Annotated in this window: 22 protein-coding genes; 15 read left to right on the top strand and 7 right to left on the bottom strand. The window is 67.9% G+C overall.

Going from position 1 to position 22,393, the window contains the following annotated elements; genetic code table 11:
* Nucleotides 1–390: 390 nt before the first annotated feature.
* A complete protein-coding gene (locus IE302_RS36295) occupies nt 391–1,068 on the bottom strand; it encodes an MBL fold metallo-hydrolase (protein WP_191258983.1) in 678 nt (225 codons plus the stop codon).
* A gap of 107 nt (nt 1,069–1,175) precedes the next feature.
* Here IE302_RS36295 and IE302_RS36290 point away from each other — a divergent pair, with 107 nt between their 5' ends.
* Nucleotides 1,176–2,399, top strand: coding sequence for an acyltransferase family protein (locus tag IE302_RS36290; protein WP_191258982.1), 1,224 nt, complete (start codon nt 1,176–1,178; stop codon nt 2,397–2,399).
* 77 nt (nt 2,400–2,476) lie between these two features.
* Nucleotides 2,477–5,332 (top strand): excinuclease ABC subunit UvrA, encoded by a 2,856-nt coding sequence (gene uvrA / locus IE302_RS36285; protein WP_191258981.1) that lies wholly within the window; start codon nt 2,477–2,479, stop codon nt 5,330–5,332.
* Between the two features lie 74 nt (nt 5,333–5,406).
* Here the strand turns inward: uvrA and IE302_RS36280 are convergent, their stop codons facing one another.
* Nucleotides 5,407–6,048 carry a fibronectin type III domain-containing protein gene (locus IE302_RS36280; RefSeq protein ID WP_191258980.1) on the bottom strand — a complete coding sequence of 214 codons (642 nt, stop codon included), beginning with the start codon at nt 6,046–6,048 and terminating at the stop codon, nt 5,407–5,409.
* A gap of 259 nt (nt 6,049–6,307) precedes the next feature.
* Between IE302_RS36280 and IE302_RS36275 the strand changes: the two genes are divergently transcribed.
* The 4 genes from IE302_RS36275 to IE302_RS36260 are packed head-to-tail and all read left to right on the top strand — an operon-like array spanning nt 6,308 to nt 8,750.
* Nucleotides 6,308–6,859 carry a sigma-70 family RNA polymerase sigma factor gene (locus IE302_RS36275; RefSeq protein ID WP_191259196.1) on the top strand — a complete coding sequence of 184 codons (552 nt, stop codon included), beginning with the start codon at nt 6,308–6,310 and terminating at the stop codon, nt 6,857–6,859.
* On the top strand, nt 6,856–7,566 hold the full coding sequence (locus IE302_RS36270) for an anti-sigma factor family protein (RefSeq protein ID WP_191258979.1): 711 nt from the start codon (nt 6,856–6,858) through the stop codon (nt 7,564–7,566). Before IE302_RS36275 ends, IE302_RS36270 begins: the two co-directional genes overlap by 4 nt.
* Nucleotides 7,563–8,036 carry an SRPBCC family protein gene (locus IE302_RS36265; RefSeq protein ID WP_191258978.1) on the top strand — a complete coding sequence of 158 codons (474 nt, stop codon included), beginning with the start codon at nt 7,563–7,565 and terminating at the stop codon, nt 8,034–8,036. Before IE302_RS36270 ends, IE302_RS36265 begins: the two co-directional genes overlap by 4 nt.
* Before the next feature lie 9 nt (nt 8,037–8,045).
* Complete coding sequence (locus IE302_RS36260; RefSeq protein WP_229908156.1) at nt 8,046–8,750, top strand: carbon-nitrogen hydrolase family protein; 705 nt, start codon at nt 8,046–8,048, stop codon at nt 8,748–8,750.
* Here IE302_RS36260 and IE302_RS36255 read toward each other — a convergent pair.
* Nucleotides 8,729–9,973 (bottom strand): MFS transporter, encoded by a 1,245-nt coding sequence (locus IE302_RS36255; RefSeq protein WP_191258977.1) that lies wholly within the window; start codon nt 9,971–9,973, stop codon nt 8,729–8,731. The genes IE302_RS36260 and IE302_RS36255 overlap by 22 nt on opposite strands.
* Before the next feature lie 98 nt (nt 9,974–10,071).
* Between IE302_RS36255 and IE302_RS36250 the strand changes: the two genes are divergently transcribed.
* Nucleotides 10,072–10,473 carry a winged helix-turn-helix transcriptional regulator gene (locus IE302_RS36250; protein WP_191258976.1) on the top strand — a complete coding sequence of 134 codons (402 nt, stop codon included), beginning with the start codon at nt 10,072–10,074 and terminating at the stop codon, nt 10,471–10,473.
* Here IE302_RS36250 and IE302_RS36245 read toward each other — a convergent pair.
* Entirely contained in the window at nt 10,463–11,044 is a 582-nt protein-coding gene (locus IE302_RS36245) for a DUF6000 family protein (protein ID WP_191258975.1), read from the bottom strand. The genes IE302_RS36250 and IE302_RS36245 overlap by 11 nt on opposite strands.
* An 81-nt stretch (nt 11,045–11,125) precedes the next feature.
* Complete coding sequence (locus tag IE302_RS36240; RefSeq protein WP_191259194.1) at nt 11,126–12,448, bottom strand: cation:dicarboxylate symporter family transporter; 1,323 nt, start codon at nt 12,446–12,448, stop codon at nt 11,126–11,128.
* Nucleotides 12,449–12,637: 189 nt separating this feature from the next.
* Between IE302_RS36240 and IE302_RS36235 the strand changes: the two genes are divergently transcribed.
* From IE302_RS36235 to IE302_RS36215, 5 genes are all read left to right on the top strand, one after another.
* Nucleotides 12,638–14,278, top strand: a complete 1,641-nt coding sequence (locus IE302_RS36235; protein WP_191258974.1) for an ATP-binding protein — start codon at nt 12,638–12,640, stop codon at nt 14,276–14,278.
* Nucleotides 14,275–14,943, top strand: coding sequence for a response regulator (locus IE302_RS36230; protein ID WP_191258973.1), 669 nt, complete (start codon nt 14,275–14,277; stop codon nt 14,941–14,943). The genes IE302_RS36235 and IE302_RS36230 overlap by 4 nt, the downstream gene beginning before the upstream one ends.
* Before the next feature lie 37 nt (nt 14,944–14,980).
* A complete protein-coding gene (locus IE302_RS36225) occupies nt 14,981–15,346 on the top strand; it encodes a MerR family transcriptional regulator (protein ID WP_191258972.1) in 366 nt (121 codons plus the stop codon).
* A gap of 18 nt (nt 15,347–15,364) precedes the next feature.
* Nucleotides 15,365–16,315, top strand: coding sequence for an alcohol dehydrogenase catalytic domain-containing protein (locus tag IE302_RS36220; RefSeq protein WP_191258971.1), 951 nt, complete (start codon nt 15,365–15,367; stop codon nt 16,313–16,315).
* A gap of 152 nt (nt 16,316–16,467) precedes the next feature.
* On the top strand, nt 16,468–17,016 hold the full coding sequence (locus IE302_RS36215) for a snapalysin family zinc-dependent metalloprotease (protein ID WP_191258970.1): 549 nt from the start codon (nt 16,468–16,470) through the stop codon (nt 17,014–17,016).
* 66 nt (nt 17,017–17,082) lie between these two features.
* Here the strand turns inward: IE302_RS36215 and IE302_RS36210 are convergent, their stop codons facing one another.
* Nucleotides 17,083–18,336: a choice-of-anchor Q domain-containing protein gene (locus IE302_RS36210; protein WP_191258969.1), complete on the bottom strand. Its 1,254-nt coding sequence runs from the start codon at nt 18,334–18,336 to the stop codon at nt 17,083–17,085.
* A gap of 57 nt (nt 18,337–18,393) precedes the next feature.
* On the opposite strand from IE302_RS36210, the gene IE302_RS36205 reads away from it, so the two are divergent.
* The 3 genes from IE302_RS36205 to IE302_RS36195 all read left to right on the top strand — a co-directional run bounded on the left by IE302_RS36205 (nt 18,394) and on the right by IE302_RS36195 (nt 21,514).
* Entirely contained in the window at nt 18,394–19,470 is a 1,077-nt protein-coding gene (locus IE302_RS36205) for a DUF5005 domain-containing protein (RefSeq protein WP_191258968.1), read from the top strand.
* Entirely contained in the window at nt 19,467–20,015 is a 549-nt protein-coding gene (locus IE302_RS36200) for a hypothetical protein (RefSeq protein ID WP_191258967.1), read from the top strand. Before IE302_RS36205 ends, IE302_RS36200 begins: the two co-directional genes overlap by 4 nt.
* A gap of 251 nt (nt 20,016–20,266) precedes the next feature.
* Complete coding sequence (locus IE302_RS36195) at nt 20,267–21,514, top strand: HNH endonuclease signature motif containing protein (RefSeq protein ID WP_191258966.1); 1,248 nt, start codon at nt 20,267–20,269, stop codon at nt 21,512–21,514.
* Between the two features lie 262 nt (nt 21,515–21,776).
* On the opposite strand, the gene IE302_RS36190 is transcribed toward IE302_RS36195, so the two are convergent.
* A complete protein-coding gene (locus tag IE302_RS36190) occupies nt 21,777–22,358 on the bottom strand; it encodes a hypothetical protein (protein ID WP_191258965.1) in 582 nt (193 codons plus the stop codon).
* Nucleotides 22,359–22,393: the final 35 nt, after the last annotated feature.

Genomic DNA, 22,393 nt, shown 5'->3' with positions numbered 1-22,393 from the left:
TCATCTACTAAGGCGAACCCGGCTTCGTAAAATAGCTCAACCGCTTGCTCTTTATTAAGGTCCAGCGGTCGGGGTTGTTCTTTTTTTGCGTTCGTAAATACTGCGAAAAGCGCACCAATCGCAGATGGGATAGGTATGCTCCCTTATTGCGTCATACGACTTCGCGCCGATGTGATGGCATGTATGGCAGCGAAAATTTCGCGGTCTCTTTGGTGACTCATGTCTTCCGTCGGGTTCGACTCCGAGCATGCGAAAATGGGCATCAATGCATTCGTGGCAATGTCCCGGTTTTCCCTTGGTGTTCGCGCTTTGGCGCTGTCCGCACTTTGAGCACGGTCTGGAGGTTGTCATCGCGCTCGCGTCCTCCCTCTGTCGTCCAAGGTCGTCAGGTCACCAGCCGCGTTCGCGCCACTCCTCGAGCTTCGGACGTTCGGCGCCCAGCGTCGAGTCGTCCCCGTGGCCTGGGTAGAACCAGGTCTCGTCCGGCAGCTGATCGAAGATCCGCGACGAGACATCGTCCAGCAGTGACGTGAAATCGGAAGGTGAACCGGTCTTCCCGACCCCGCCGGGGAACAGTGAGTCGCCGGTGAACAGATGCGGGTGCCCCGCCGGGTCGCGGTACAGCAGCGCAATCGAGCCGGGGGTGTGGCCGCGCAGGTGGATCACCTCGAGGACGACCTGCCCGACCTTGACCGTGTCGCCGTGCTCGACGAGGAAGTCCGGTGGGATCGGCAGCGGCCCGGCGTCCAGCGGGTGGGCGGCGGTGTTCGAGCCGTTCGCGCCGGCGACGGCGCCGAGGGCCTGCCAGTGATCCTGGTGCTGGTGGGTGGTCACGACGGTCCTCAGCGCGGGACGGTCGGGGCCGTGACCGACGAGATCGGAGATCCGTTCCGGATCGTTCGCGGCGTCGATCAGCAGCGCCTCGTTCTCGGCGCGGCAGACGAGCAGATACGCGTTGTTGTCCATCGGGCCGACCGACAGCTTCGTGATGGTGAGCGCGTCCAGGGTGCGACGGGCGGCGTCGCCGCCGGGGTCGACGTGCCCGGTGTAGGTCTCGACGATGTTCACAGCGCACACGGTAGTCGTTCGCCTGCAATCGGTTCCACCCGCACAGGCGCCGCACAGGGACAGGCCGTAGGCTCGCGTCGCCCCGCCAGACGAACCACAGGACACCCGTGCCCGACGCCTCGCCGCGCGCCCCGCGCAAGATCAGCTGGGACGTCCTTCGCGTTGTCGCCGTCTTCGCGGTCATGCTCGGGCACATCACCCATCAGGGTGCCCTCCTGCACCCGGAACTGGTGGGGTACCCCTTCCGGGTCACCGCTCAGTTCGGCGCGGCCATCCTTTTGGTGATCTCCGCCTTCTTCGTGTGCGCGAGCCTTCGAAAGGGTGAACCGCGGCGGTGGCTGTGGAACCGGGTCGCGCGGCTGGTGCCCGCGTACCTGGTGGCGGTCACGGTCACCTACGTCGTCGCCCGGTACGCGACGATCCGGTTCAGCGGCCTACCGTTCCCGCCGGGCCTCTCCGGATTCCTGTTCGGCATCCCCCAGGGACCGCCGTCCGACCCGTCGCCCTGGTACATCCCCACCGGCGCCGATCTGCTCGCCAACCTGGGCATGGTCCAGGAATGGGGCTGGCGGTACGAACTCTTCTACTACCTCGACGGCGCCTACTGGACGCTGCCGGTCCAGCTCGTCGCGTTCACCGCCGCGGCCCTGCTGTGGCCACGCCGCTGGCGCACCCACCGGCTCACCGTCGGGCTGCTCTGGGCGCTGATCCTGGTCCCGCTCTTACTCCGGTTCGTCGTTTTCGACCCGGTTTCCACGCCGAAGCTCGTGGAGACCTTCTATTACGGCCTGGGCCTGCATCGCGTGCACGTGTTCGCCATCGGGATCGCGATCTGGCTGTGGGCGAAACGACGGCTGGCGCAGTGGCACCTCGCGCTGTTCGTGCTCGCCGCCTGCGCCGCGCAGGACCTGCAGGTCTTCCCGTTCCACCAGGCCCTGCCCAACGATCCCGAGCGCTGGCCGTCGCTCATCGGGTTCGCGATCATGCTGCTGCTGGTGTGCCTGGCCGCGCGTGGACCGGACTGGCGGTTCCCCGGGCTGTCCCGGATCGCCCCGGCTGTCACCTGGCTCGCGGGCATCTCGTATGGTCTTTATCTGGTGCACCAGGAACTCGGATACATCCTGGCCCGTGCCCTGCTGAACGTCGGCGTCCCCGGCTGGTTGCGTCTCCCCATCGTGCTGGCCGCCGCCGTACTCGGGGGCTGGGCGATCACCGCGGGCGTGGAGCGGCCGGTCCATCGGTGGCTCACCGCTCGCCGGGATCGACGCGAGAAGCCTGGAAAACCGCAGTTCAAAGACTCGGAACCAGTTTCTGTCGGTGGTCCCTCGTAGCATGGAGGTGGCCGCCCGTGCAGCTATCGACCGGGCCGGCGACCGCAGCTGAGAATGAAACCTGAAGGGACCCTGGCGTGGCTGATCGCCTCGTTGTTCGCGGCGCCCGCGAGCACAACCTCCGCGGCGTGGATCTCGACCTGCCCCGCGACAGCCTGATCGTGTTCACCGGTCTGTCCGGGTCCGGGAAGTCGAGCCTCGCCTTCGACACCATCTTCGCCGAAGGGCAGCGTCGTTACGTCGAGTCGCTGTCGGCGTACGCGCGCCAATTCCTCGGCCAGATGGACAAGCCGGACGTCGACTTCATCGAGGGCCTGTCGCCCGCGGTGTCGATCGACCAGAAGTCCACCTCGCGCAACCCGCGTTCGACCGTCGGCACCATCACCGAGGTCTACGACTACCTGCGCCTGCTCTACGCCCGCGCCGGCAAGCCGCACTGCCCGCAGTGCGGCGAGGCGATCAGCAAGCAGACCCCGCAGCAGATCGTCGATCAGGTTCTCGCCATGGAGGAGGGCACCCGCTTCCAGGTGCTCGCGCCGGTCGTGCGCGGGCGCAAGGGGGAGTACCTCGACCTCTTCGAGAACCTGCAGCAGCAGGGGTACGCGCGGGTCGTGGTCGACGGGACGATCCACCCACTGACCGACCCGCCGAAGCTGAAGAAGCAGGAAAAGCACCAGATCGCCGTCATCATCGACAGGCTTTCGGTGAAGACGAGCTCGCGGCAGCGCCTCACCGACTCGGTCGAGACGGCGCTGCGGCTGGCCGACGGACTGATCGAGCTGGAGTTCGTCGACCTGCCGGAGAACGACCCGCACCGCGTGCGCGGCTTCTCCGAGAACCTCGCCTGCCCCAACGGCCACCCGCTGGCGATCGAGGACCTCGAGCCGCGCTCGTTCTCCTTCAACGCGCCCTACGGTGCCTGCCCGGAGTGCACCGGTATCGGCGTCCGCAAGGAGGTCGACCCGGAGCTCGTGGTCCCGGACGACGAGATGTCCCTCGGCGAGGGCGCCATCGCCCCGTGGGCGGGCGGCCAGAGCGCGGACTACTTCATCCGGCTCCTCGAATCGCTTTCGGAGACCATCGGCTTCCGGATGGACACCCCGTGGCGCAAGCTGCCGGCGAAGGTCCAGAAAGCCGTCCTGCACGGCGTCGACGAGCAGGTCCACGTCCGCTACAAGAACCGCTACGGCCGCCAGCGGTCGTACTACGCGAGCTTCGAGGGCGTCATCCCGTTCCTCGAACGGCGCCAGGAGCAGACCGAGTCCGAGTACATGCGCGAGCGGTACGAGGGCTACATGCGCGAGGTGCCGTGCCCGGCCTGCCAGGGCACGCGGCTCAAGCCGGAGATTCTCGCGGTCACTCTGGAGCACAAGACACAGGGCGACCGGTCGATCGCCGAGGTCTGCAACCTCTCGATCGCGGAGGCGTCGCAGTTCCTCGACGAGCTGGAGCTCGGCAAGCGCGAACAGGTCATCGCGGGCGCGGTGCTCAAGGAGATCCAGGCGCGGCTGCGCTTCCTCCTCGATGTCGGGCTCAACTACCTCTCGCTCGACCGTGCCTCCGGGACGCTGTCCGGCGGCGAGGCGCAGCGCATCCGGCTCGCCACGCAGATCGGTTCCGGTCTGGTCGGCGTGCTGTACGTGCTGGACGAGCCGTCGATCGGCCTGCACCAGCGGGACAACCACCGGCTGATCGAGACGCTGGTCCGGCTGCGCGACCTCGGCAACACGCTGATCGTCGTCGAGCACGACGAGGACACCATCCGCTCCAGCGACTGGGTGGTCGACATCGGCCCCGGCGCCGGTGAGCACGGCGGCCACATCGTCCACAGTGGACCGTACAAGAAGATCCTGCGTAACAAGGAATCGATCACCGGCGCGTACCTGTCGGGCCGCAGCAAGATCGAGGTCCCGGCGATCCGGCGCCCGGTCGACAAGAAGCGTCAGCTGACCGTCGTCGGCGCGCGCGAGCACAACCTGCGCGGACTCGACGTGTCGTTCCCGCTCGGCTGCCTCGTGTCGGTCACCGGCGTCTCGGGTTCCGGGAAGTCCACGCTGGTCAACGACATCCTCGCGACCGTGCTGGCGAACAAGCTCAACGGCGCCCGCCAGGTGCCGGGCCGCCACACCCGCGTGAACGGGCTGGCAGGCGTCGACAAGCTGGTCCGCGTCGACCAGTCGCCGATCGGCCGCACCCCGCGGTCCAACCCGGCGACGTACACCGGCGTCTGGGACCACGTGCGCAAGCTGTTCGCCGCGACCACCGAGGCGAAGGTGCGCGGCTACCAGCAGGGCCGGTTCTCGTTCAACGTCAAGGGCGGCCGGTGCGAGGCCTGCGCCGGTGACGGCACGATCAAGATCGAGATGAACTTCCTGCCGGACGTCTACGTCCCGTGCGAGGTCTGCAAGGGCGACCGGTACAACCGCGAGACCCTCGAGGTGCACTACAAGGGCAAGACCGTCTCCGACGTGCTGAACATGCCGATCGAGGAGGCGGCCGAGTTCTTCGAGCCGATCAAGGCGATCCACCGGCACCTGGCCACCCTCGTCGACGTCGGCCTCGGCTACGTCCGGCTCGGGCAGCCCGCGCCGACCCTGTCCGGTGGCGAGGCGCAGCGCGTCAAGCTCGCCAGCGAGCTGCAGAAGCGGTCCACCGGCAAGACGGTCTACATCCTCGACGAGCCGACCACCGGCCTGCACTTCGAGGACATCAGCAAGCTGATCGGCGTGATCAACGGGCTGGTGGACAAGGGCAACACGGTGATCGTCATCGAGCACAACCTCGACGTCATCAAGACCTCGGACTGGATTATCGACATGGGCCCCGAGGGTGGTTCCGGTGGTGGCACCGTGATCGCGGAGGGCACGCCGGAGCACGTCGCTTCGGTGGAGGAGAGCTACACCGGCGAGTTCCTGAAGACCGTTCTCGCCTGAGGTCGCCAAAGCGCAATGAAGGGGCCTTTCATAGCAAAATTTGCTATGAAAGGCCCCTTCATTGCGCACGCGGGCTAGGCGGGCGCCCTCCCCGTGGTCCGGTCCAAGACCGGCGAGGCGGGCCCGTAGTAGAACGCCCGCAGCCGGTACGAAGCGCCTTCCTCGCCCGGCATCGAGGCGAGCCCCGCCGACGTCGTCCCCGGGTCCGAGACCTCGATCGGCACGAACCCGTCCGCGCCGGGTTTCTTGATCTCCACGAGGAAACCGTCCTCGTCACTGGAGCGGTCGGCCCAGCTGAACCGCACCATCGCCTCCGGCGCGGGCTCGGCCCGGAACGCCGCCGGAGCGGCCGAGCGATCGCCCGCCCGCAAGGAAACGGCAGGTCCGGACGAGGCCGGAGTGGCGGCTCCGGAAACCGTGACAGCGTCCGACACGGCGCCATAGAAAGGCCGGATCCGGTAGTAGAACCGCGTTTCCGGCATCAGGTCCGGATGCCGGTAGGTAGTCTGCCGCGCCGGCACGAACTGCAGGATCGTGTATTCGCCGTGCGGGTCGGTGGTGTATTCGACGATCCGGCCCGCGACGTTCGGATCGTCGTCGGGCCAGCTCAGGTCGACGTTCACCGGATCCGTCAGCGTCGCGGTGAAACCGGGTTCCTGTCCGCATCCCGACACGAAAGCGACCGCCAGCAGAACGGCCGCGAGTTTCCTTGGCACGCCTCGTCCCTCCCGGGAATCAGGCGGCGGCGGGATCCGGAGGCGTCAGCATACGAGCGCATCCGGTGATCGACAAGACCCGGTTGAACCGCATCCCCGCGCCGTCCGTGTGGGAGGCAAGAGGAGGCGGCCATGGAGAACCGAGGAGAGGCCGGTGCCGATGCACAGTTCGATCGCGGCGCGCGCCGAACGATCCACTCTGCCCCTGCGGGTTGCAGTACTGTCCTCGCCGACCCAGAAGACCGTCGGGAGGACACGAGTGGCGATCGGAGGCTGGCGGCCCAAAAAGGCCAAAGGCGAGGACTTGGTCCGGCACTTGTACGCCGAACACGGGCGAAGCCTGCTGGCGTACGCGACGAGGCTGACCGGGGACCGCGCGGCCGCGGAGGACGTCGTGCAAGAGACCTTGGTGCGGGCGTGGAAACACGCCGAGGACCTGGAGAACGACGCGAAGGGATCGGTGCGGGGCTGGCTGCTCACGGTCGCCCGGAACATCATCACCGACCGCGCGCGGGCCAGGGCGGCACGGCCGCCGGAAGTGCCGGAGCCGGAGGAAGGCGCGCCGACCCCGGCGGTGGAGAAGGATCACGCGCAGAGCGTCGTGGATTCCATGGCCGTCCTCGGGGCGATGGACGGCCTGTCCGCCGAACATCGTGAGGTCCTGGTGGAGATCTACTACCGGGGCCGGACGGTGGCCGAAGCGGCACGATCCCTGGGCGTGGCCCCGGGTACCGTTAAGTCGAGATCTTATTACGCGTTACGGGCGCTGAGAGCCGTGATGTCGGGAACCGGGAAGGAGGTAGCGCGATGAGTGCGGTGGGACACGACCAGGGCCAGCTCGCCGCCTACGTCCTCGGCGGGCTCACCCCGGCGGAAGCGGCCACGTTCGAGACACATCTGGCGAGCTGCCCCGCGTGCCGTCGTGAGGTGCGCGAGCTCTCGGAGCTGAGGTATCACCTCGACGAGGTTCCGCCGGAGGCGTTCCTCGAAGGGCCTCCCGACGGAGGCGACCTGCTCCTGCAGCGCACGCTGCGGCAGGTTCGCGAAGAAGAAGGCACTCAGGAACGCAAACCGCGGCGGCTGCTCGCGGTGGCCGGTGCGGCCGTGCTGGTCGTCGTGGCGCTGGGCGCGGGTGTGCTGGTCGGACGGCAGACGTCGCCCGAACCGTCGACGGTGGCCTTGCCGGTGCCGACGGCGACCGCCCCGGTGCCCGGCACCCGCGATCTCGCGGCCACCAACCGGGAAACGGGCGCGCAGGTGGCCGTCCGGGTGATCCCGGCGGTGGGCTGGGTCCGGCTCCACGCGAAGGCCGAAGGCGTCCGTGCGGGCGAGAAGTGCCAGCTCGTCGTGGTGACCAAGAGCGGCGAGAGGGTCAACGCGGGAAGCTGGCTGGTTTCGGCGAAGGGCGAACGCGAGGGCACCGGTATCGACGGTTCGGCTCTGGTCGCCCCCGACGACGTGGCCTCGGTCGACGTCGTGACCATGGACGGCCGGAACCTGGTGTCGGCGCAGGTATGACGGGCTCGCTCACGGGTCGCGGAGGCGGTTGGTACCGCTTCCGCGACACGTGGGTGCTTCCCGCTTCACCCAAGGCGGTCTTCGAGGCCGTGGTCGACCTGGCCGCGTATCCGTTGTGGTGGCGTGATGTCCGGTCGGTCAGTCAGGTCGACGAGGACACCGCCGAACTCGTCTGCCGGTCCAGGCTGCCGTACGCGCTGACCGTGCGGATGCATCGCGACCGGCAGGACGAGCGCGAAGGCCGGGTGCGGGTCCTGCTCAGCGGCGATCTCGAAGGGATGCTGGCGGGTGCCCTGACGCCGGTGGGCGGCGGCACCCTGCTGGAGATCACCCAGGAGGTCGAGGCGCGGAAACCGTTGCTGCGCAAGCTCGATCGCATCGCCAGGCCGGTCTTCCGGATCAACCACGGGCTCATGATGAGACGGGGACAACACGGATTGCGGGGATATCTGGGCGCCTCGGCGGGCTAGGCTCCGGCCATGCGTGTCGCCACCGTGCAGCCGTTCACCGTCCCCGCTGACCTGACGGCGAACCTCGCCGAACACGCGAGGCTCATCCGGAGCGTGGAGGCCGAGCTCTGCGTCTTCCCCGAACTCTCCCTGACCGGCCTGGAGTTCGAGGCGCTCGCCGCGGATCCGGGACTCTGGCTGACAGCCGGCGACTCGCGTCTCGAACCGCTCCGGGAGGCCTGCCGGGCGAGTGGCGTCCACGCCGTCATCGGTCTTCCGCTGGTGGAGGACGGCCGGCGGCACATCGGTTCGCTCGTCCTCGGTCCTGACGGCGAAACCGTTGCCACCTATGCGAAGCGGAACTTGCACAACAGCGAGGAAGAGCTGTTCGAGCCGGGCGGGCGGGAGGTGATCGTCGAGGTCGGCGGCAGGCGGCTCGGCCTCGCGATCTGCCTCGACGCCGCGAACCCGGACCACCCGCGGGAGCTCGCCGAGGCCGGTGCCGAGGTCTACGTTCTCAGCGCGCTCTTCAGCGAAGGCCAGGAAGACCGCTTGCTCGACCAGGTCGGTGTCGCGGCCGGCCACGGGATGTGGGTGGTGCTGTCCCAGTACTCCGGGAAGACCGGAGGGATGGCCGCGTTCGGCGGGAGCGGGGTCTGGAAGCCCGGAGGTGCCGCCGAGGTGCGCCTCGGCGGCGAGGTCTCCGAATGGGCCTACGCGACGATCACCTCCTGAGCCTTCCGGTCACGAAGAACCACAGCCGCGACGAAGGCGGCGAGAGCGAGCAGCCCAGCGCTCAACGCGTACGCGACCCGGTAGCCGCCAGTGAGCGCTTCGGGCATCGCGGTGCCTTCGGCGAGCAGCGATCCGGTGCGGGACGCGGCCGCGTTCGCGAGCACCGCGGTACCGATCGCCGCGCCGATCTGCTGCGTGGTGTTGATCAGTCCCGAAGCGACCCCGGCGTCGGCGGGGGCGACGCCGGACATCGCCTGGCCCATCAGCGCGGGCATCGCGGCGCCGAACCCGGCACCCATCAGGACGAGCGCGGGCAGGACGTCCGTCGCGTAGTTCCCGTCGGCCTCGACGGTGGCGAGGAAACCGAGCGCCAGCGCGACCAGCGACAGCCCGGTGACGAGCACCTTCCGCGCCCCGAAACGGTGATTCAGCCGCTCGGCGAAGACCAGCGAAATCACCGCGATCGAGACCGGGGCGGGCAGGAAGGCGAAGCCGGTGCCCAGCGCGTCGAGCCGGAGCACCCGTTGCAGGTAGAGCGCGGTGATGAACTGGAAGCCGAACAGGCCGGCGACCATCAGGATCATCACCGTGTTCGCCCCGGACACCGCCCGGAGACGGAAGATCCTCAACGGAAGCAACGGTTCGCCGCCGCGCAGCCCGGTCCCGCGGTCCGGGTCGAGCAGCCGGACGGCCAGCGCCAGCGCGATCACGCCGATCGGCAGGTTGACGAAGAACGTCCAGTGCCAGTCGAGCAGCTGGGTCAGGGTGCCGCCCGCGATGAGCCCGATCGACGAGCCCGCGGCCTGGGTGAAGCTGTAGACGCCGATCGCCTTCGCCCTCGCCCGGGGTTCCGGGTACAGCGTGGTGATCATGCCGAGCACGACGGCCGACGCGAGCGCGCCGCCCGCGCCCTGCAGGAAACGGAACACGATGAGCTGAGTCTGGTCCGCCGCGATCCCGCAGAGCAGCGAAGCGAGGGTGAACACGGCGAGCCCGGCCAGGAAGACCCGTTTCCGGCCGATCAGGTCGCCCAGCCTGCCGGACACCAGGAGCAGCCCGCCGAACGTGATCAGGTACGCGTTGACCACCCAGGCCAGACTCGATGAAGTGAAGCCGAGGTCGTTCTGGATCGACGGCAGCGCGACGGCCACGATCGAACCGTCGAGGACGACCATCAGCGAGACGGCGCAGAGCACGGCGAGGGCGAGAGGGCGCTGTGGCATGGTGAATCCTTTGGTTTCCCCAGGTGATGCCTTGGTGCATCACTTGTAACAGCGCCCATCTTGTGTGACTCTGTTCCCTGCCGGAAGGAGGCACTTTCATGTCCCAGGGGAACAGCGATGTGACCGCGCAGGCCAGGGTGGTCGACCCGGAAAAACTCGAGGTGTGCACCGTCCTGGAAGTGATCAACCGGATCAGCGGCAAGTGGGCGATCGGCATCCTGCTGGAGGCCACCCGCGGTCCGGTGCGCTTCACCGAACTGGAGCGGTCGGTGGAGGGGATCAGCAGGCGGATGCTCACCCTGACGCTGCGGAACCTCGAACGCGACGGTCTGCTCGTGCGCACCGTGTATCCGACAGTGCCGCCGAAGGTGGAGTACGAGGCCACCGCGATGGCGAAGGAGCTGTACGCGTCACTGAGCGGCTTGCTGAGCTGGGCCGAGCGTCACCGCGAGTCGATCGCCGCGTCCCGCGTGGTCTACGACGAGAAGGTCAGTGCCTGACGCCTGCCGCGTGCACGGCCCGCTGGACGTGCGAGCAGAGCAGGTCGAAGTACATCTTCTGGAACGGCAGATCCGTGCTGTTCTTCGCGGACCAGCTCTCCCAGAGGCCGCCGGGACGCAGATAGCGTGACGTGTAGGCCGTCCTGAGGTCGGCGTCGATGTGATGCAGGGCCGCGAGCGCCCACGCCTGGTCGTACCGCAGATCCGGCCGAGCGAGGTACTGGTCCAGATAGGACACGAGGATCTCGGCGTCGGCGATCGTGCCGAACCGGGCCAGGGCGAAACAGTAACCCTGCCCGGCGAAGACCATCCCGCTTTCGAGGAACAGTTCCCGGAGGCGCCAGCGCCAGGCGGTGCGACGGTCGACGCCGATCAGCCAGGCCGCCGTGATCCGCGGCCGCCAGCCGTCGTCGAGCAGCTCCTCGAGTTCGCCGTCGGTGATCCGCCGCGCGTCCTCGACGAGGTCGTTCAGGAAGGGCTCGCGTTCGGGGTCGCTCATCATCCCGGCGAAGTTCCCGTGCAGCAGTTTCGAGTACCGCGCGAGCACGTAGCGGTCGATGGCGTCCGGCATGCCCGGAGTTTTCCAGAAATGAAGAAACCGCGGTGCGAGAACGGGGGGACTCTCGCACCGCGGTTTCACTCTTGCCGGGCGTTACGCGTTCGCCACGGCTTTCTCCCGTTCGCCGTCACGGTCCTCGTGGGGATCCGAGGCGTGATCGTCGATCAGGGTGGCTTCGTCGAACGGGGCCTGACCGCTGAAGACCCGGTTGGCCTGGTCACGGTCGAATTCCTTGGTCCACGTGCCGACCAGGACGGTGGCGACGGCGTTGCCCGCGAAGTTCGTCAGCGCGCGGGCCTCGGACATGAACCGGTCGATGCCGAGGATGAAGCCGACGCCGTCGACCAGTTCCGGCCGGTGCGACTGGAGTCCGCCGGCGAGGGTGGCGATACCGGCGCCGCTCACGCCCGCCGCGCCCTTCGACGCGATGATCATGAACAGCAGCAAGGAGATCTGCTCACCGACGCCCAGGGGCTGGTCCTGTGCGGTCGCGATGAACAGGGTCGCCATCGTCAGGTAGATGGCCGTGCCGTCGAGGTTGAACGAGTACCCGGTGGGCACGGTGATGCCGACGACGGGCTTGGAAACCCCGAGGTGCTCCATCTTCGCGATCAGGCGCGGCAGGGCCGACTCGGACGACGAGGTCGACAGGATCAGCAGGAATTCGCGGCCGAGATAGCGGAGCAGCGTGAAGATGTTGACCCGGGCGCCGATCCAGAGCACCGCGCCCAGCACGCCGAACACGAACACCACGCAGGTCAGATAAAAGCCGATCATGATGACGGCGAGGCTGCGCAGCGCGCCCCAGCCGGTCTCGCCGACCACCGCGGCGATCGCGCCGAACGCGCCCACCGGCGCCACCCACATGATCATGGCGAGGATCCGGAACACGAGCCGCTGGATGTGCTCGATGCCGCGGCGGATCGGCTCGCCCTTGGTGCCCAGCTTCTGGACGGCGAAGCCGGCGAGCAGCGCGACCAGCAGCGTCTGCAGCACCTGGCCTTCCGTGAACGCGGAACCGAAACTGGTGGGGATGATGCCCATCAGGAAGTCGACGGTGCCTTCGCCGCCCTCGGCCTGCGTGTGTGCCTTCGCCGCGGCAGCGGGATCGAGGTGCAGACCCTCGCCCGGGTGCAGCAGGTTACCGACGACGAGACCGATCGCGAGCGCGAAGGTCGACATCATCAGGAAGTAACCGAGCGAGAGCAACCCGACCTTGCCGACCTTCGCGGCCTTCGCGACCGATCCGATGCCGAGCACGATGGTGCAGAAGATGATGGGGGAGATCATCATCTTGATCAGGTTGACGAAGCCCGTGCCGAGCGGCTTGAGCTCCTTGGCCAGATCCGGCGCGGCGAATCCGACGATGACGCCGAGGACGACCGCCGCGATCACGGCCATGTACAGGTAGTGCATCTTGTCGCGGCGTCGCGGCGCCGCTTCCGGCGTTGTAGGCACCTTTGCCTCCAGCTCAGGGGGTGTCCATGGGGATTGCCCATCACTATCACTCGGTCAGGTGAGCTGGGTCACGGTTGTGTTCATTGAGTTCGCACGAGTGCCTTTTAGGGAATTCCGTCCCGGGTAGATGAAGCGGTGCCGGTGCCGATGTGCTGGTATGAGCGGGTGCCCTCGACGACGCGGATCCGGACCAGGCGTGGCAGTCTTGCCCGCCAGTTGCTGATTCTGCAGCTCGTCGTGCTTTTCGTGCTCGTCGCGGCCGGGGTGACCTTCGCCTATCTCGATTCCGTCCGGGCCACCGAGGACCGGGCGCGCGACAAGGTGACCGCGGTCGCCGAAGCGGTGGCGGACGCGCCCGGCGTGATCGCCGCACTGTCCACATCGGATCCCACCAAGACACTCCAGCCGTTCGCGCAGAGTGTCCGCGCGGACACGGAAGTGGATTTCGTGACCATCATGGACACGAACGGGATCCGCTACACCCACCCGAATCCGGAGCTGATCGGGCAGCCGTTCATCGGCAACATCGGCGAGGCGCAACGCGGCGGCAAGGTCGTCGAGACCTATGCCGGTTCGCTCGGCCCGTCCGAACGCGTCGTGGTCCCGGTGCGCGGCGCCGCGGGGCAGGTCGTCGCGCTGGTGTCCGTCGGCATCACGGTCGAAGCCATCGACGCAGAACTGCGCGAACGCCTGTGGCCGTTGATCGGGGTCGCGGTGGCGGTGCTGGTGGTCGGCGGGATCGGCAGCTATCTGGTCAGCGCCCGCCTCCGGCGGCAGACCAGGGGGATCGCGCCCGAGGAACTGAGCAACCTGTTCGAGTACCACGAAGCCGTCCTGCACTCCGTGCGCGAGGGACTGCTGCTCGTCGGCGGCGACGGGCGGGTCGTGCTGTGCAACGACGGCGCCCGCGCGCTGCTGGGCGTCGCCGAGGATCCGGTCGGCCGGGAACTGTCCGCATTGGACATTCCCGAGGATCTCGTCGAAGCGTTCACGTCAGGAGAGGAGCGCACCGACGAACTCCATCTCACCGAAGCCAGGGTGCTCGTCGTCAGCACGGCGCCGGTGCGCTCGCGCGGAGAGGCGATGGGCACCGTCGTGATCCTGCGCGACCACACGGAACTCCAGGCGCTGACCGGGGAACTGACCACGGTGCGCGGACTCGCCGAAGCGCTGCGGTCGCAGGCGCACGAGGCGGCGAACCGGCTCCACACCGTCGTTTCGCTGGTCGAGATCGGCCGCCCGGAACAGGCCGTCGAGTTCGCCACCGAAGAACTCGCGCTGGCGCAGGAACTCACCGATCGCGTGGTCGGCGCGGTCGCCGAACCGGTGCTGGCGGCGTTGCTGCTGGGCAAGGCGGCGGAGGCGAGCGAACGCGGCGTCGAGTTCACGATCACCCCCGACACCGTCATGGAGGACGCGGACACCGGCGTCCCGCCGCGGGACCTGGTGACCATCCTCGGCAACCTGATCGACAACGGCATCGACGCGGCCGCGGGGAACGCCGGAAACGGCGGACGTCCCGGGGTCGAGGTCACCGTGCGGTCCGGCACCGAGGAACTGCTGCTGCGGGTCGCCGACACCGGACCCGGGGTGGACGACGTCGAGGACGTCTTCCGGCGCGGCTGGACCACCAAACCCGAGGACGGGCACGGGCTCGGCCTGGCGCTGGTGGGTCAAGCGGTGCGGCGGCACAGTGGGATCATCGACGTCGGCCGCGACGAAGGCGCGGTGTTCACCGTGCGGTTGCCATTCAAGACGCCGCAGCCGCCGAAGGAGCCGACACGATGATCAAGGTGCTGGTCGTCGAGGACGAACCGGTGGCCGCCGACGCGCATCGGGTGTATGTCGAGAGAATGCCGGGCTTCACCGTGTCCGGCGTCGTCCATTCCGGCGGCGACGCGTTGCGGTTCTGCGAACGCGAACCGGTCGACCTGGTTCTGCTGGACTTCTACCTGCCCGACACGCACGGGCTCGCGGTCTGCCGGTCGCTGCGCGCGGCCGGTCTCCCGATCGACGTCATCGCGGTGACCTCGGCGCGGGATCTGGCGCTGGTCAAGGCCGCCGTGTCCGTCGGCGTCGTGCAGTACCTGCTGAAACCATTCACTTTCGCTTCCCTGCGGGAGAAATTGGAGCGCTACGCCGAGTTCCACGGCGCCTCCGGCGAGGTCTCCGGACAGGCCGAGATCGACCGCGCGCTCGGCACGCTGCGCACCACCGAGCGGCAGGCGCTGCCGAAAGGGATGAGCGGGCAGACCCTGGAGGCGATCACCGAAGTCCTCGCCTCGGCCGCGGACGGCCTGTCCGCCGGTGCGGCGGCCACCGCGATCGGCGCCTCCCGCGTCACCGCCCGTCGCTACCTCGAATACCTCGCGGACAACGGCCTCGCACAGCGCGAGCCCCGCTACGGCCAGGTCGGCCGCCCCGAGGTCTGGTACAAACCGAAGACCGTATAACGACCTATACCGCGTCGCGACGGCTACCGTGGTCCGGGTGAAGATCGGCGAACTCGCGCGGAGGACCGGGGTCAGCGTCCGTGCGCTGCGCTACTACGAGGAAGAGGGCTTGATCAGCCCGGGGCGCGAAGGCAACGGCTACCGCGACTTCTGCGACGGCTCGGTCGAAGCCGTCCTCCAGATCTGCGGGATGATCGACGCGGGACTGCCGACGAGGCTGATCCGCGAAGTGCTGCCCTACCTCGAAGGACCCGGCGACGTCCGGCCGAAAGTGCCGTGCGAGTACATGATCGACGAGGTGGCGCGGCAGCGGGAAGTGCTCGATCGCCGGATCGCGCTCATGACCCGCAACCGCGACGCCCTCGACGCGTACCTCCGCGACTTGACCCTCACGCAAACGTAAGGGTTTTAGCGTGCGGGCATGACTTCGATGCGCGCACTGCGACAGGATTCCGTGAACGGTCCTGAAGATCTCCGCTTGATCGCCGACGCACCCGTTCCGACGCCGGGACCAGGCGAAATCCTGCTGAAGGTCGCCGCGGCGGGGGTCAACTTCGCCGACGTCATGCAGACGCGGGGCACGTACGAGGGCGGTCCGGAAGCGCCCTACATCGCCGGATTCGAGGCGGCCGGTGAGGTCGTGGCCGTGGGAGAGGACGTGACCACGCCGGTCATCGGCGACCACGTCGTCGGGACCGGTGGTGGTGCCTTCGCCGAGTACATGGTCATGCCCGCGGCCGGCGCGGTCCCGGTGCCGGAGGGCTGGTCGGACGATCAGGCGATCGGGCTGATCCTGAACTGGGTCACCGCGCTCGCCGCGCTCAGGCCACTGGGGCGAGTGGCCGCCGGTGAGACCGTGCTGGTGCAGGCGGCGGCCGGTGGGGTCGGCCAGGCCGCGGTCAGGCTCGCCAAGCATTACGGGGCCACCGTCATCGGCACCGCCTCGCCGGGCAAGCACGACCTGGTGCGGGCGCTGGGCGCCGACCGTGTCCTCGGCTACGGCGCGGAGACGGGGGAGGTGGACATCGTGCTCGAATCGGTCGGCGGGACGACGTTCGCCGCGAGTCTCGCCGCCGCCAAGCGGGTCATCGGACGCGTCGTGGTCTACGGCGTCGCCGGGGGAGAGGCCGCGATCACCAACCGGGACTTGAACTTCCGGCACCAGATCCAGTTGATCGGCCTGCATCTCGGCGTCCTGATCGAGCACGCGCCGTCGATCTTCGCGGAGCTGTTGGACGAGCTGCGCGAGCTCATCGCCGCCGGCGTCTGCGTTCCGGGAACCCCGTCGGTGTACGACCTCGCGGACGGGCCGAAGGCGCTCACGGAGCTGGAGGCGCGGGCGACTTCCGGCAAGCTCGTGCTGCGGCCTTGAACGCGGCATCGTTGTATGCGGACATGCGCATGTCAATAGACGAAAGTGTTGGTAAATCACCAGCTGTCTGACACTACGAAAGTTGGTGCCCAGTCGCGGCGGAGGCTCCTAAATTCACGAACCATTCCGTTGTCCTCACAAGGAGTGGGTCCATGGCAAGGAAGTTCTTCGTCTCCGCGTCCGTGAGCTTGGCACTGCTCGCCGTCCCGGTGACCGCCGGACAGGCCGCGGCGGTCGAGCCCGCCCAGACGGCCGCGGCGGTGACCACGGTCTACTACGACGCCTCGGGAGCGCCCAGCTTCCGTGCCGCCATCCAGGCGGGTGCGGCGAACTGGAACAACTCGGTGTCCAACGTGAAGCTGCAGGAGAGCTCGTCGGGCGCCACCCTGCGTTACACCGAGGGAAACGACCCCCGGGGTTCGTACGCCCAGACCGACGGCCACGGTCGCGGCACCATCTTCATCGACTACACGCAGGCGCAGCAGTACGACCAGACGCGGATCGCCGCGCACGAGACCGGCCACGCGCTCGGCCTGCCGGACAACTACCAGGGTCCGTGCTCCGAACTGATGTCCGGTGGCGGCCCCGGCCCGTCCTGCACCAACGCGAAGCCGAACGCCCAGGAAGTCTCGCGGGTGAACTCGCTGTGGGCCAACGGCCTGCTGTCGACCGGCACCATGCAGCGCATCTACAACTACTGACGCTTTCCGCTCCGTGAAGGCCTCCTTCCCTGCTCTCAAGGTGGGGAAGGAGGCCTTCACTGCGTCCTAGCCCTGGAACTCGTAGGCGCCCGCGTCGACCCGCGCGCCGGCGTACACGGGATTCCCGTCGACGTCGCGGTCGTCGTACTTCGTGATGCCGAGGTCGATCGCCGGGCTGCCGGCCAGCAGGATCAGGTTCGTGGACGAGGTGAACTTCGGATCCGCGACCTTGTCCGTCGCGCCCGCCGTGAACTGGCGGAGCCCGCCGAAGTAGACGTTGTGATCGGTCGCGGTGAAGGCCGAGGCCGCGTAGCCGACCTTGTACGCCGCCTGGACGACGTTCTGCGTCATCGTCAGCATCTGGTTCGTGCAGCCGCCGTAGCAGACGAAACCCTCCGACTCGGCGTTCGGGAGCCGGAGCGAGTTGTTGCGGAACACCGTGCCGAGTACCGGCCCGTTGCCGTCCTCGGCGCCGCGCGTGATGATCCCGCCGCGCGTCTTGGCGCCGAAGACCGCGTTGTACTCGAAGACGTTGCCGGTCGAGACACCGTCCGGATCCTTCGTGTCCGTACCGAGTTCGGTGAAGGTCTCGTTGTCCTCGGAGATGTTGTGGTGGATGACGTTGCGGGACCCGTAGAAGATCTCGACGGCGGCGCCGTCGAGGCCGCCGAAGTCGTCGGCCTTCGCGATCGAGCCGCTGATCCGGTTCCAGCCGATGTCGGAGTCGTTGCCCTGCACCAGCACGGCGAACGCGCCGGAGTCGTCGTCGCCGCCCGGGGTCACGACGGTCATGTGGTTGTTGTCGACGAGGTCGTTCTGCGTGACCTCGGTGTGGTCCGCCGACGGCGCGATGTACACCCCCGCGCCGGCGCCGGTGATCAGGTTCGACAGCACCTTGTTCCGGTCACCGGACACCTTCACCCCGGCCCACGAACAGCGCCCGGCGTCCGTCGCGACGCCGATCTGCAGGTCCTGCACCACGTTGTCGTCGCCCGGCAGGTCGACGCATGCTTCGGTGTTGCCCTTGACGATCGGGCGGGCACCCGTGCCGTACGCGCCGATGGTGACGCCCGAGCCCTTGACGGCGAGCCCACCGCTCCAGGTGCTGCCGCGACGCAACAGCACGGTGTCGCCGGGAGCGAGCGCGGTCGAGGAGACCTTCGCCAGGGACTTCCACGGGGCCTGCTGAGAGGTGCCGCTCGCGGTGTCGTTCCCCGCGACCTGGTCGACGTAGTAGGTCTTCGAAGCGGCTTCGGCCGTCGTGAATCCGGTGCACACGAGGGCGGCGAGCACACTCACGGAAAGCAGTTTCCAGGACATCCCGCGGACCGTAACCACCTGGCGCACAAGGCTCGTACAAAGAGTTAGCATCATCCGATGCGCCGGCCGTCGCGGATTCTCGTCGTGGCGGCGTTGCTGCTCAGCGCCGTGGTGGCGAGCAGCGGCATCGCGTCCGTGCCACCGCGCGTGGCCCCCGTCGGCGGGCTGAACGAGCTCTGGAACAGCTACGGCGATCAAGGCGGGCACTGGACCGGCGGGGATCGCACGGTGTCGGTCCCGCTGCCGGACGGCCGCACCGCGTGGCTGTTCTCGGACACGTTCCTCGGCAGGGTGAACCCGGACCACAGCCGTCCGCCGGACAGCCCGATCGCCCGCAACACCCTGGTCGTCCAGCGTCCCGACGGCACGCTGGGGGAGACACTGCACGGCGGCACCGCCGAAGACCCGGAGCCGCTGATCGGGCTTCCCGGGTCGGGCGAGCACTACTGGGTCGGCGACGGCGTCGTCGAGGGCGACGTCCTGCGGGTGCTCTACAACCGGTACCGGACGACGGGGTCCGGCGGACTCGACTTCCGGGGCACCGGGACCTCGCTGGCCACCTTCCGGCTGCCCGCGCTGACGCCGTCCGAGCTGCTGGTGATCCCGGTGGGCGACAAGGTCGCGTGGGGATCGGAACTGCTCGAAGACGGCGGATACACGTATGTCTACGGTGCCGAACAAGGCCATCTCCGGCTGGCCAGGGTGCCCGTCGGAGGACTTCGCGGACCGTGGCGGTTCTGGACCGGCGCCGGGTGGTCGTCCCACGAGGAGGACTCGGCCCGGATGCTGTCCGGGATCGGGACGGCGTTCTCGGTGACCCGGATCGGCGGCGAGTACGTGCTGATCACCATGGACACCAGTCCCGGCTTCAGCCCGGTGATGCTGGCCTACACCGCCCCTTCACCGACCGGCCCGTTCGGTGCGCCGCGGATCCTGTACCGGGCGCCCGAAGCGAGCGACCGGCGGATCGTCTACGACGCGACAGCGCATCCGCGGCTGAGCCGCCCGGGAAAGCTCACGGTGTCGTACAACGTGAACTCGCTCGACCACGCCGACAACATCGCGGACGCGCGGATCTACCGGCCACGGTTCGTGGAGGTCGCCTGGCCGCCGTCACTACCCTTCACCGGGTGATCGAGATACTCGACGATTTGGACGTCCTCACCCGGCCGGACGTCGATCCACACGACTTGAGCCTCGGCGGTGTCCGCTTCGGCTCGAAGGCCGCGGACACCGTCGCCCGTGACCGCGTCATCGAGGTCACGCTTTCGCCGATCGTCCACCGCCGGCGGGGTGGCACCGACTTGGAAAGCGAATACTACGGAGAGAACGGCGATCGCCTCTCGCTCGAAACGGTGGTCGACAACGCTGTCGGCGGCGAAGGCATCGTGCACTTCGCCGGCAAGTTCAGTTGCAAGATCATCGAGGGGACGGTCATCGGCTTCGCGATGTACGGCGGCGAGCGCGGGCTCCTCGCCCACTTCGGATATCTGCGATCCCGCGAAGAGTTCCTCGAGGTTTTCGGGACACCTGATCTGGTCGAGGAAAGCATCGATTGCGGTGAGTTGATGGGCTACCGGCATTTCTACCGGGCTTCCGAGAAGCAGGTCTTCTGGGACAGCTGGGACGATCGGGTGGGCTGGCTTAATCTCGGCGACTTCGAAGGCAACACCCGCTGATCGTGAGTGGTGAGACCGGTTATTGAAGGGTAAGGCAAACTTGTCGTGACGCGAAGGGACCTTTCCCCGCGTGGAATGCGGCGAAAGCCCCCTTCGCCCAGCCCGAAACGCCACCAAAGCCCTAACACTCCATCGCCATCCTTCACCTTGACCCCAATAAGCACGAACACTGAATGTGAAATACCTTCGCTCCGTTTCCGGCAAACCCTTTCGCATTCGCACGCTTGTTCGGTTCTTGGTATTGTTGTGGGGTGTCCAGTCAACGGATCCTCGAGCCGCCGCAGGAGTTGTGGCGTGCCGGTGCGCGGGAGCTCGCGCACGGTGTGGTGGAGCGGTTGTCGGTGGCACGCCAAGCCTTGGCGGAGGTCGGTCAGTTCCTGGTGGAGATCGAAGCCCGGGGTCCGATGGAGCTGTTCGGGCACGGGTCGACGGCGGGCTGGTTCGCCGAAACCGCGCGGATCAGTCCCAAGGAAGCGGGGACCACCGTGGCGCGGGCGGTGGCGTTGAATGAGGGCAGGAATCTGGACGGCACCCCAGCACCGGCTTTCGCGCCGCTCGCGGGGGCGGCCGCGGCCGAGGGTGAACTCGGGCATCAGCAGCTGGATCCGCTGCTGGCGGTGTTGAAGAAGATCCCGGCCGACGTGTCAGCGGAAGACCGGTCGGGGGCCGAGCGGATTCTGGTGAATCTGGCCCGCAACGCCGGCCCGCAGCAGATCGCCAACGGCGGCGCGGAACTCCTGGGCCACCTCGACCCGGACGGCAACGAACCCAAGGACGAAGACCTCAAGCCACCCTCCCGCGAGGTGCATCTGCGCAAACGTGACGATGGCTGGTGGCGACTCAACGGGCTGTTGGATCCGGAGTTCGGGGCTCGCGCGAACGCGCTGTTCGAGACGTGGGGACAACGAAGACCCGTCGACGAGGACGGCAACCGCGACCCCCGCACCCCCGGCGAGCGCCACGGCGACGCGCTCTTCGACGCCATCCACTACGCGATGACCAACGACAAAGCCCCCACCCTCTCCGGAGACCGCACCACGGTGGTGGTCACGATCCCGCTGGACACCCTCACCTCAGGACTGGGGATGGCGTGCGTGGACGAGGTCACCCAGATCACCGCACGCCACGCCCGCCTGCTCGCCTGCGACGCGAAGATCATCCCCGCGGTCCTCGGGGCGGAGAGCGAACCGCTCGACATCGGCCGCGCCGCCCGCACCGTCACCCCCGCCCAACGGCGGGCTCTGAACCTCCGGGATCACGGCTGCGCCTTCCCTGGCTGCCATAGGCGGCCCAAGCACTGCGAAGCCCACCACATTCTTCCGTGGGGTGAACTCGGTGACACCGACCTGAACAATCTGTGTCTGTTGTGCCGCTACCACCACATGGTCATCCATGGCCAATCCGGCTGGAAAGTCCACATCGCCACCGACGGGCGACCGGAGTTCATTCCGCCGCAATACCTCGACCCGCTACAAACACCCCGCCGCAACAACCACTGAACCCCCAGGGAGCCCGCCACCACCACCGGCGACGGGCCCCTCGGCATGCCCACACCCAGGTAAACCAAGTTCCGGACATCTATTGACAGGTAAGGCAAACGTGTCTTGTCGGGCGGACCTGCAGGTGGCGTGTCGGGCCGAGGTGAAGGGGACTTTCGCCGCATTCCACGCGGGGAAAGATCCCTTCGCCTCACAACACGTTTGCCTTACCCCTCAAAGAGAACGGCCCGTGCCGCTTGCGACCATTGGTGCTGGCCGCCCCTCATTCGAGGGCGCGGTCCCGCGGCGATTCGATGGTCAGGGGAGCCGATGTGCCGTCGGTGAGCTGGTTCAGCTGGGTCATGGTCCGGTCCAGCTGCTCCGCCAGCCGCGGGATCGTGCTGGACGGCAGATAGGCTTCGGCGCCGGCGTCGAGGAGGCGGCGTACTGGACCTTCGTACTTGACCCCGAGTTCGGCGTCCTCGATCTCCGTGATCACGATCCGGGCCTTCGGATACAGCGCGCGGAAGTTCCCGATCAGTTGCGGGCTGGCGGGCGGGACCAGCAGCACGTCGACGGTCGGGGGAGCAGAGTGGAGGTCCAGGACGAGGTAACCGGGGCCGAGCCGTTCGGACAACGAGTCCCGCGCCGACGCCGAAAGCTTCATAGCGGTGGCTACGACAGTGATGTCTTCGGAGTCCGTCGAAGGGGCCGGGTTTTGCTGAACAGTGCCGGAGATCGTCCCGATGGTCTCGCCGTTCCGGGTGATCCGCACGTCCTCGCCGGGGCGGAGGGTGTCGATGAGCGCTACGAGTTCTTCAGGAAGCTGGGTGGCGTCGACCCACCGCTCGGACTGATCACTCATAAGTACATGATGGCCCCCTTCCTCGCGTCAGGCGC

It is taken from the genome of Amycolatopsis oliviviridis (assembly GCF_014654365.1).
Lineage (GTDB): Bacteria > Actinomycetota > Actinomycetes > Mycobacteriales > Pseudonocardiaceae > Amycolatopsis > Amycolatopsis oliviviridis.
Note: the sequence above shows the minus strand (reverse complement) of the source record. Positions and strands in the feature narration are given on the sequence as shown.

Coding starts and splice junctions, on each gene's coding strand:
- IE302_RS36230 (WP_191258973.1), top strand. CDS start 14,275: ATGATCAAGGTGCTGGTCGTCGAGGACGAACCGGTGGCCGCCGACGCG.
- IE302_RS36255 (WP_191258977.1), bottom strand. CDS start 9,973: ATGCCACAGCGCCCTCTCGCCCTCGCCGTGCTCTGCGCCGTCTCGCTG.
- IE302_RS36215 (WP_191258970.1), top strand. CDS start 16,468: ATGGCAAGGAAGTTCTTCGTCTCCGCGTCCGTGAGCTTGGCACTGCTC.
- IE302_RS36240 (WP_191259194.1), bottom strand. CDS start 12,448: ATGCACTACCTGTACATGGCCGTGATCGCGGCGGTCGTCCTCGGCGTC.
- IE302_RS36190 (WP_191258965.1), bottom strand. CDS start 22,358: ATGAGTGATCAGTCCGAGCGGTGGGTCGACGCCACCCAGCTTCCTGAA.
- IE302_RS36250 (WP_191258976.1), top strand. CDS start 10,072: ATGTCCCAGGGGAACAGCGATGTGACCGCGCAGGCCAGGGTGGTCGAC.
- IE302_RS36260 (WP_229908156.1), top strand. CDS start 8,046: ATGCGTGTCGCCACCGTGCAGCCGTTCACCGTCCCCGCTGACCTGACG.
- IE302_RS36210 (WP_191258969.1), bottom strand. CDS start 18,336: ATGTCCTGGAAACTGCTTTCCGTGAGTGTGCTCGCCGCCCTCGTGTGC.
- IE302_RS36205 (WP_191258968.1), top strand. CDS start 18,394: ATGCGCCGGCCGTCGCGGATTCTCGTCGTGGCGGCGTTGCTGCTCAGC.
- IE302_RS36220 (WP_191258971.1), top strand. CDS start 15,365: ATGACTTCGATGCGCGCACTGCGACAGGATTCCGTGAACGGTCCTGAA.
- IE302_RS36270 (WP_191258979.1), top strand. CDS start 6,856: ATGAGTGCGGTGGGACACGACCAGGGCCAGCTCGCCGCCTACGTCCTC.
- IE302_RS36235 (WP_191258974.1), top strand. CDS start 12,638: ATGTGCTGGTATGAGCGGGTGCCCTCGACGACGCGGATCCGGACCAGG.
- IE302_RS36265 (WP_191258978.1), top strand. CDS start 7,563: ATGACGGGCTCGCTCACGGGTCGCGGAGGCGGTTGGTACCGCTTCCGC.
- IE302_RS36245 (WP_191258975.1), bottom strand. CDS start 11,044: ATGCCGGACGCCATCGACCGCTACGTGCTCGCGCGGTACTCGAAACTG.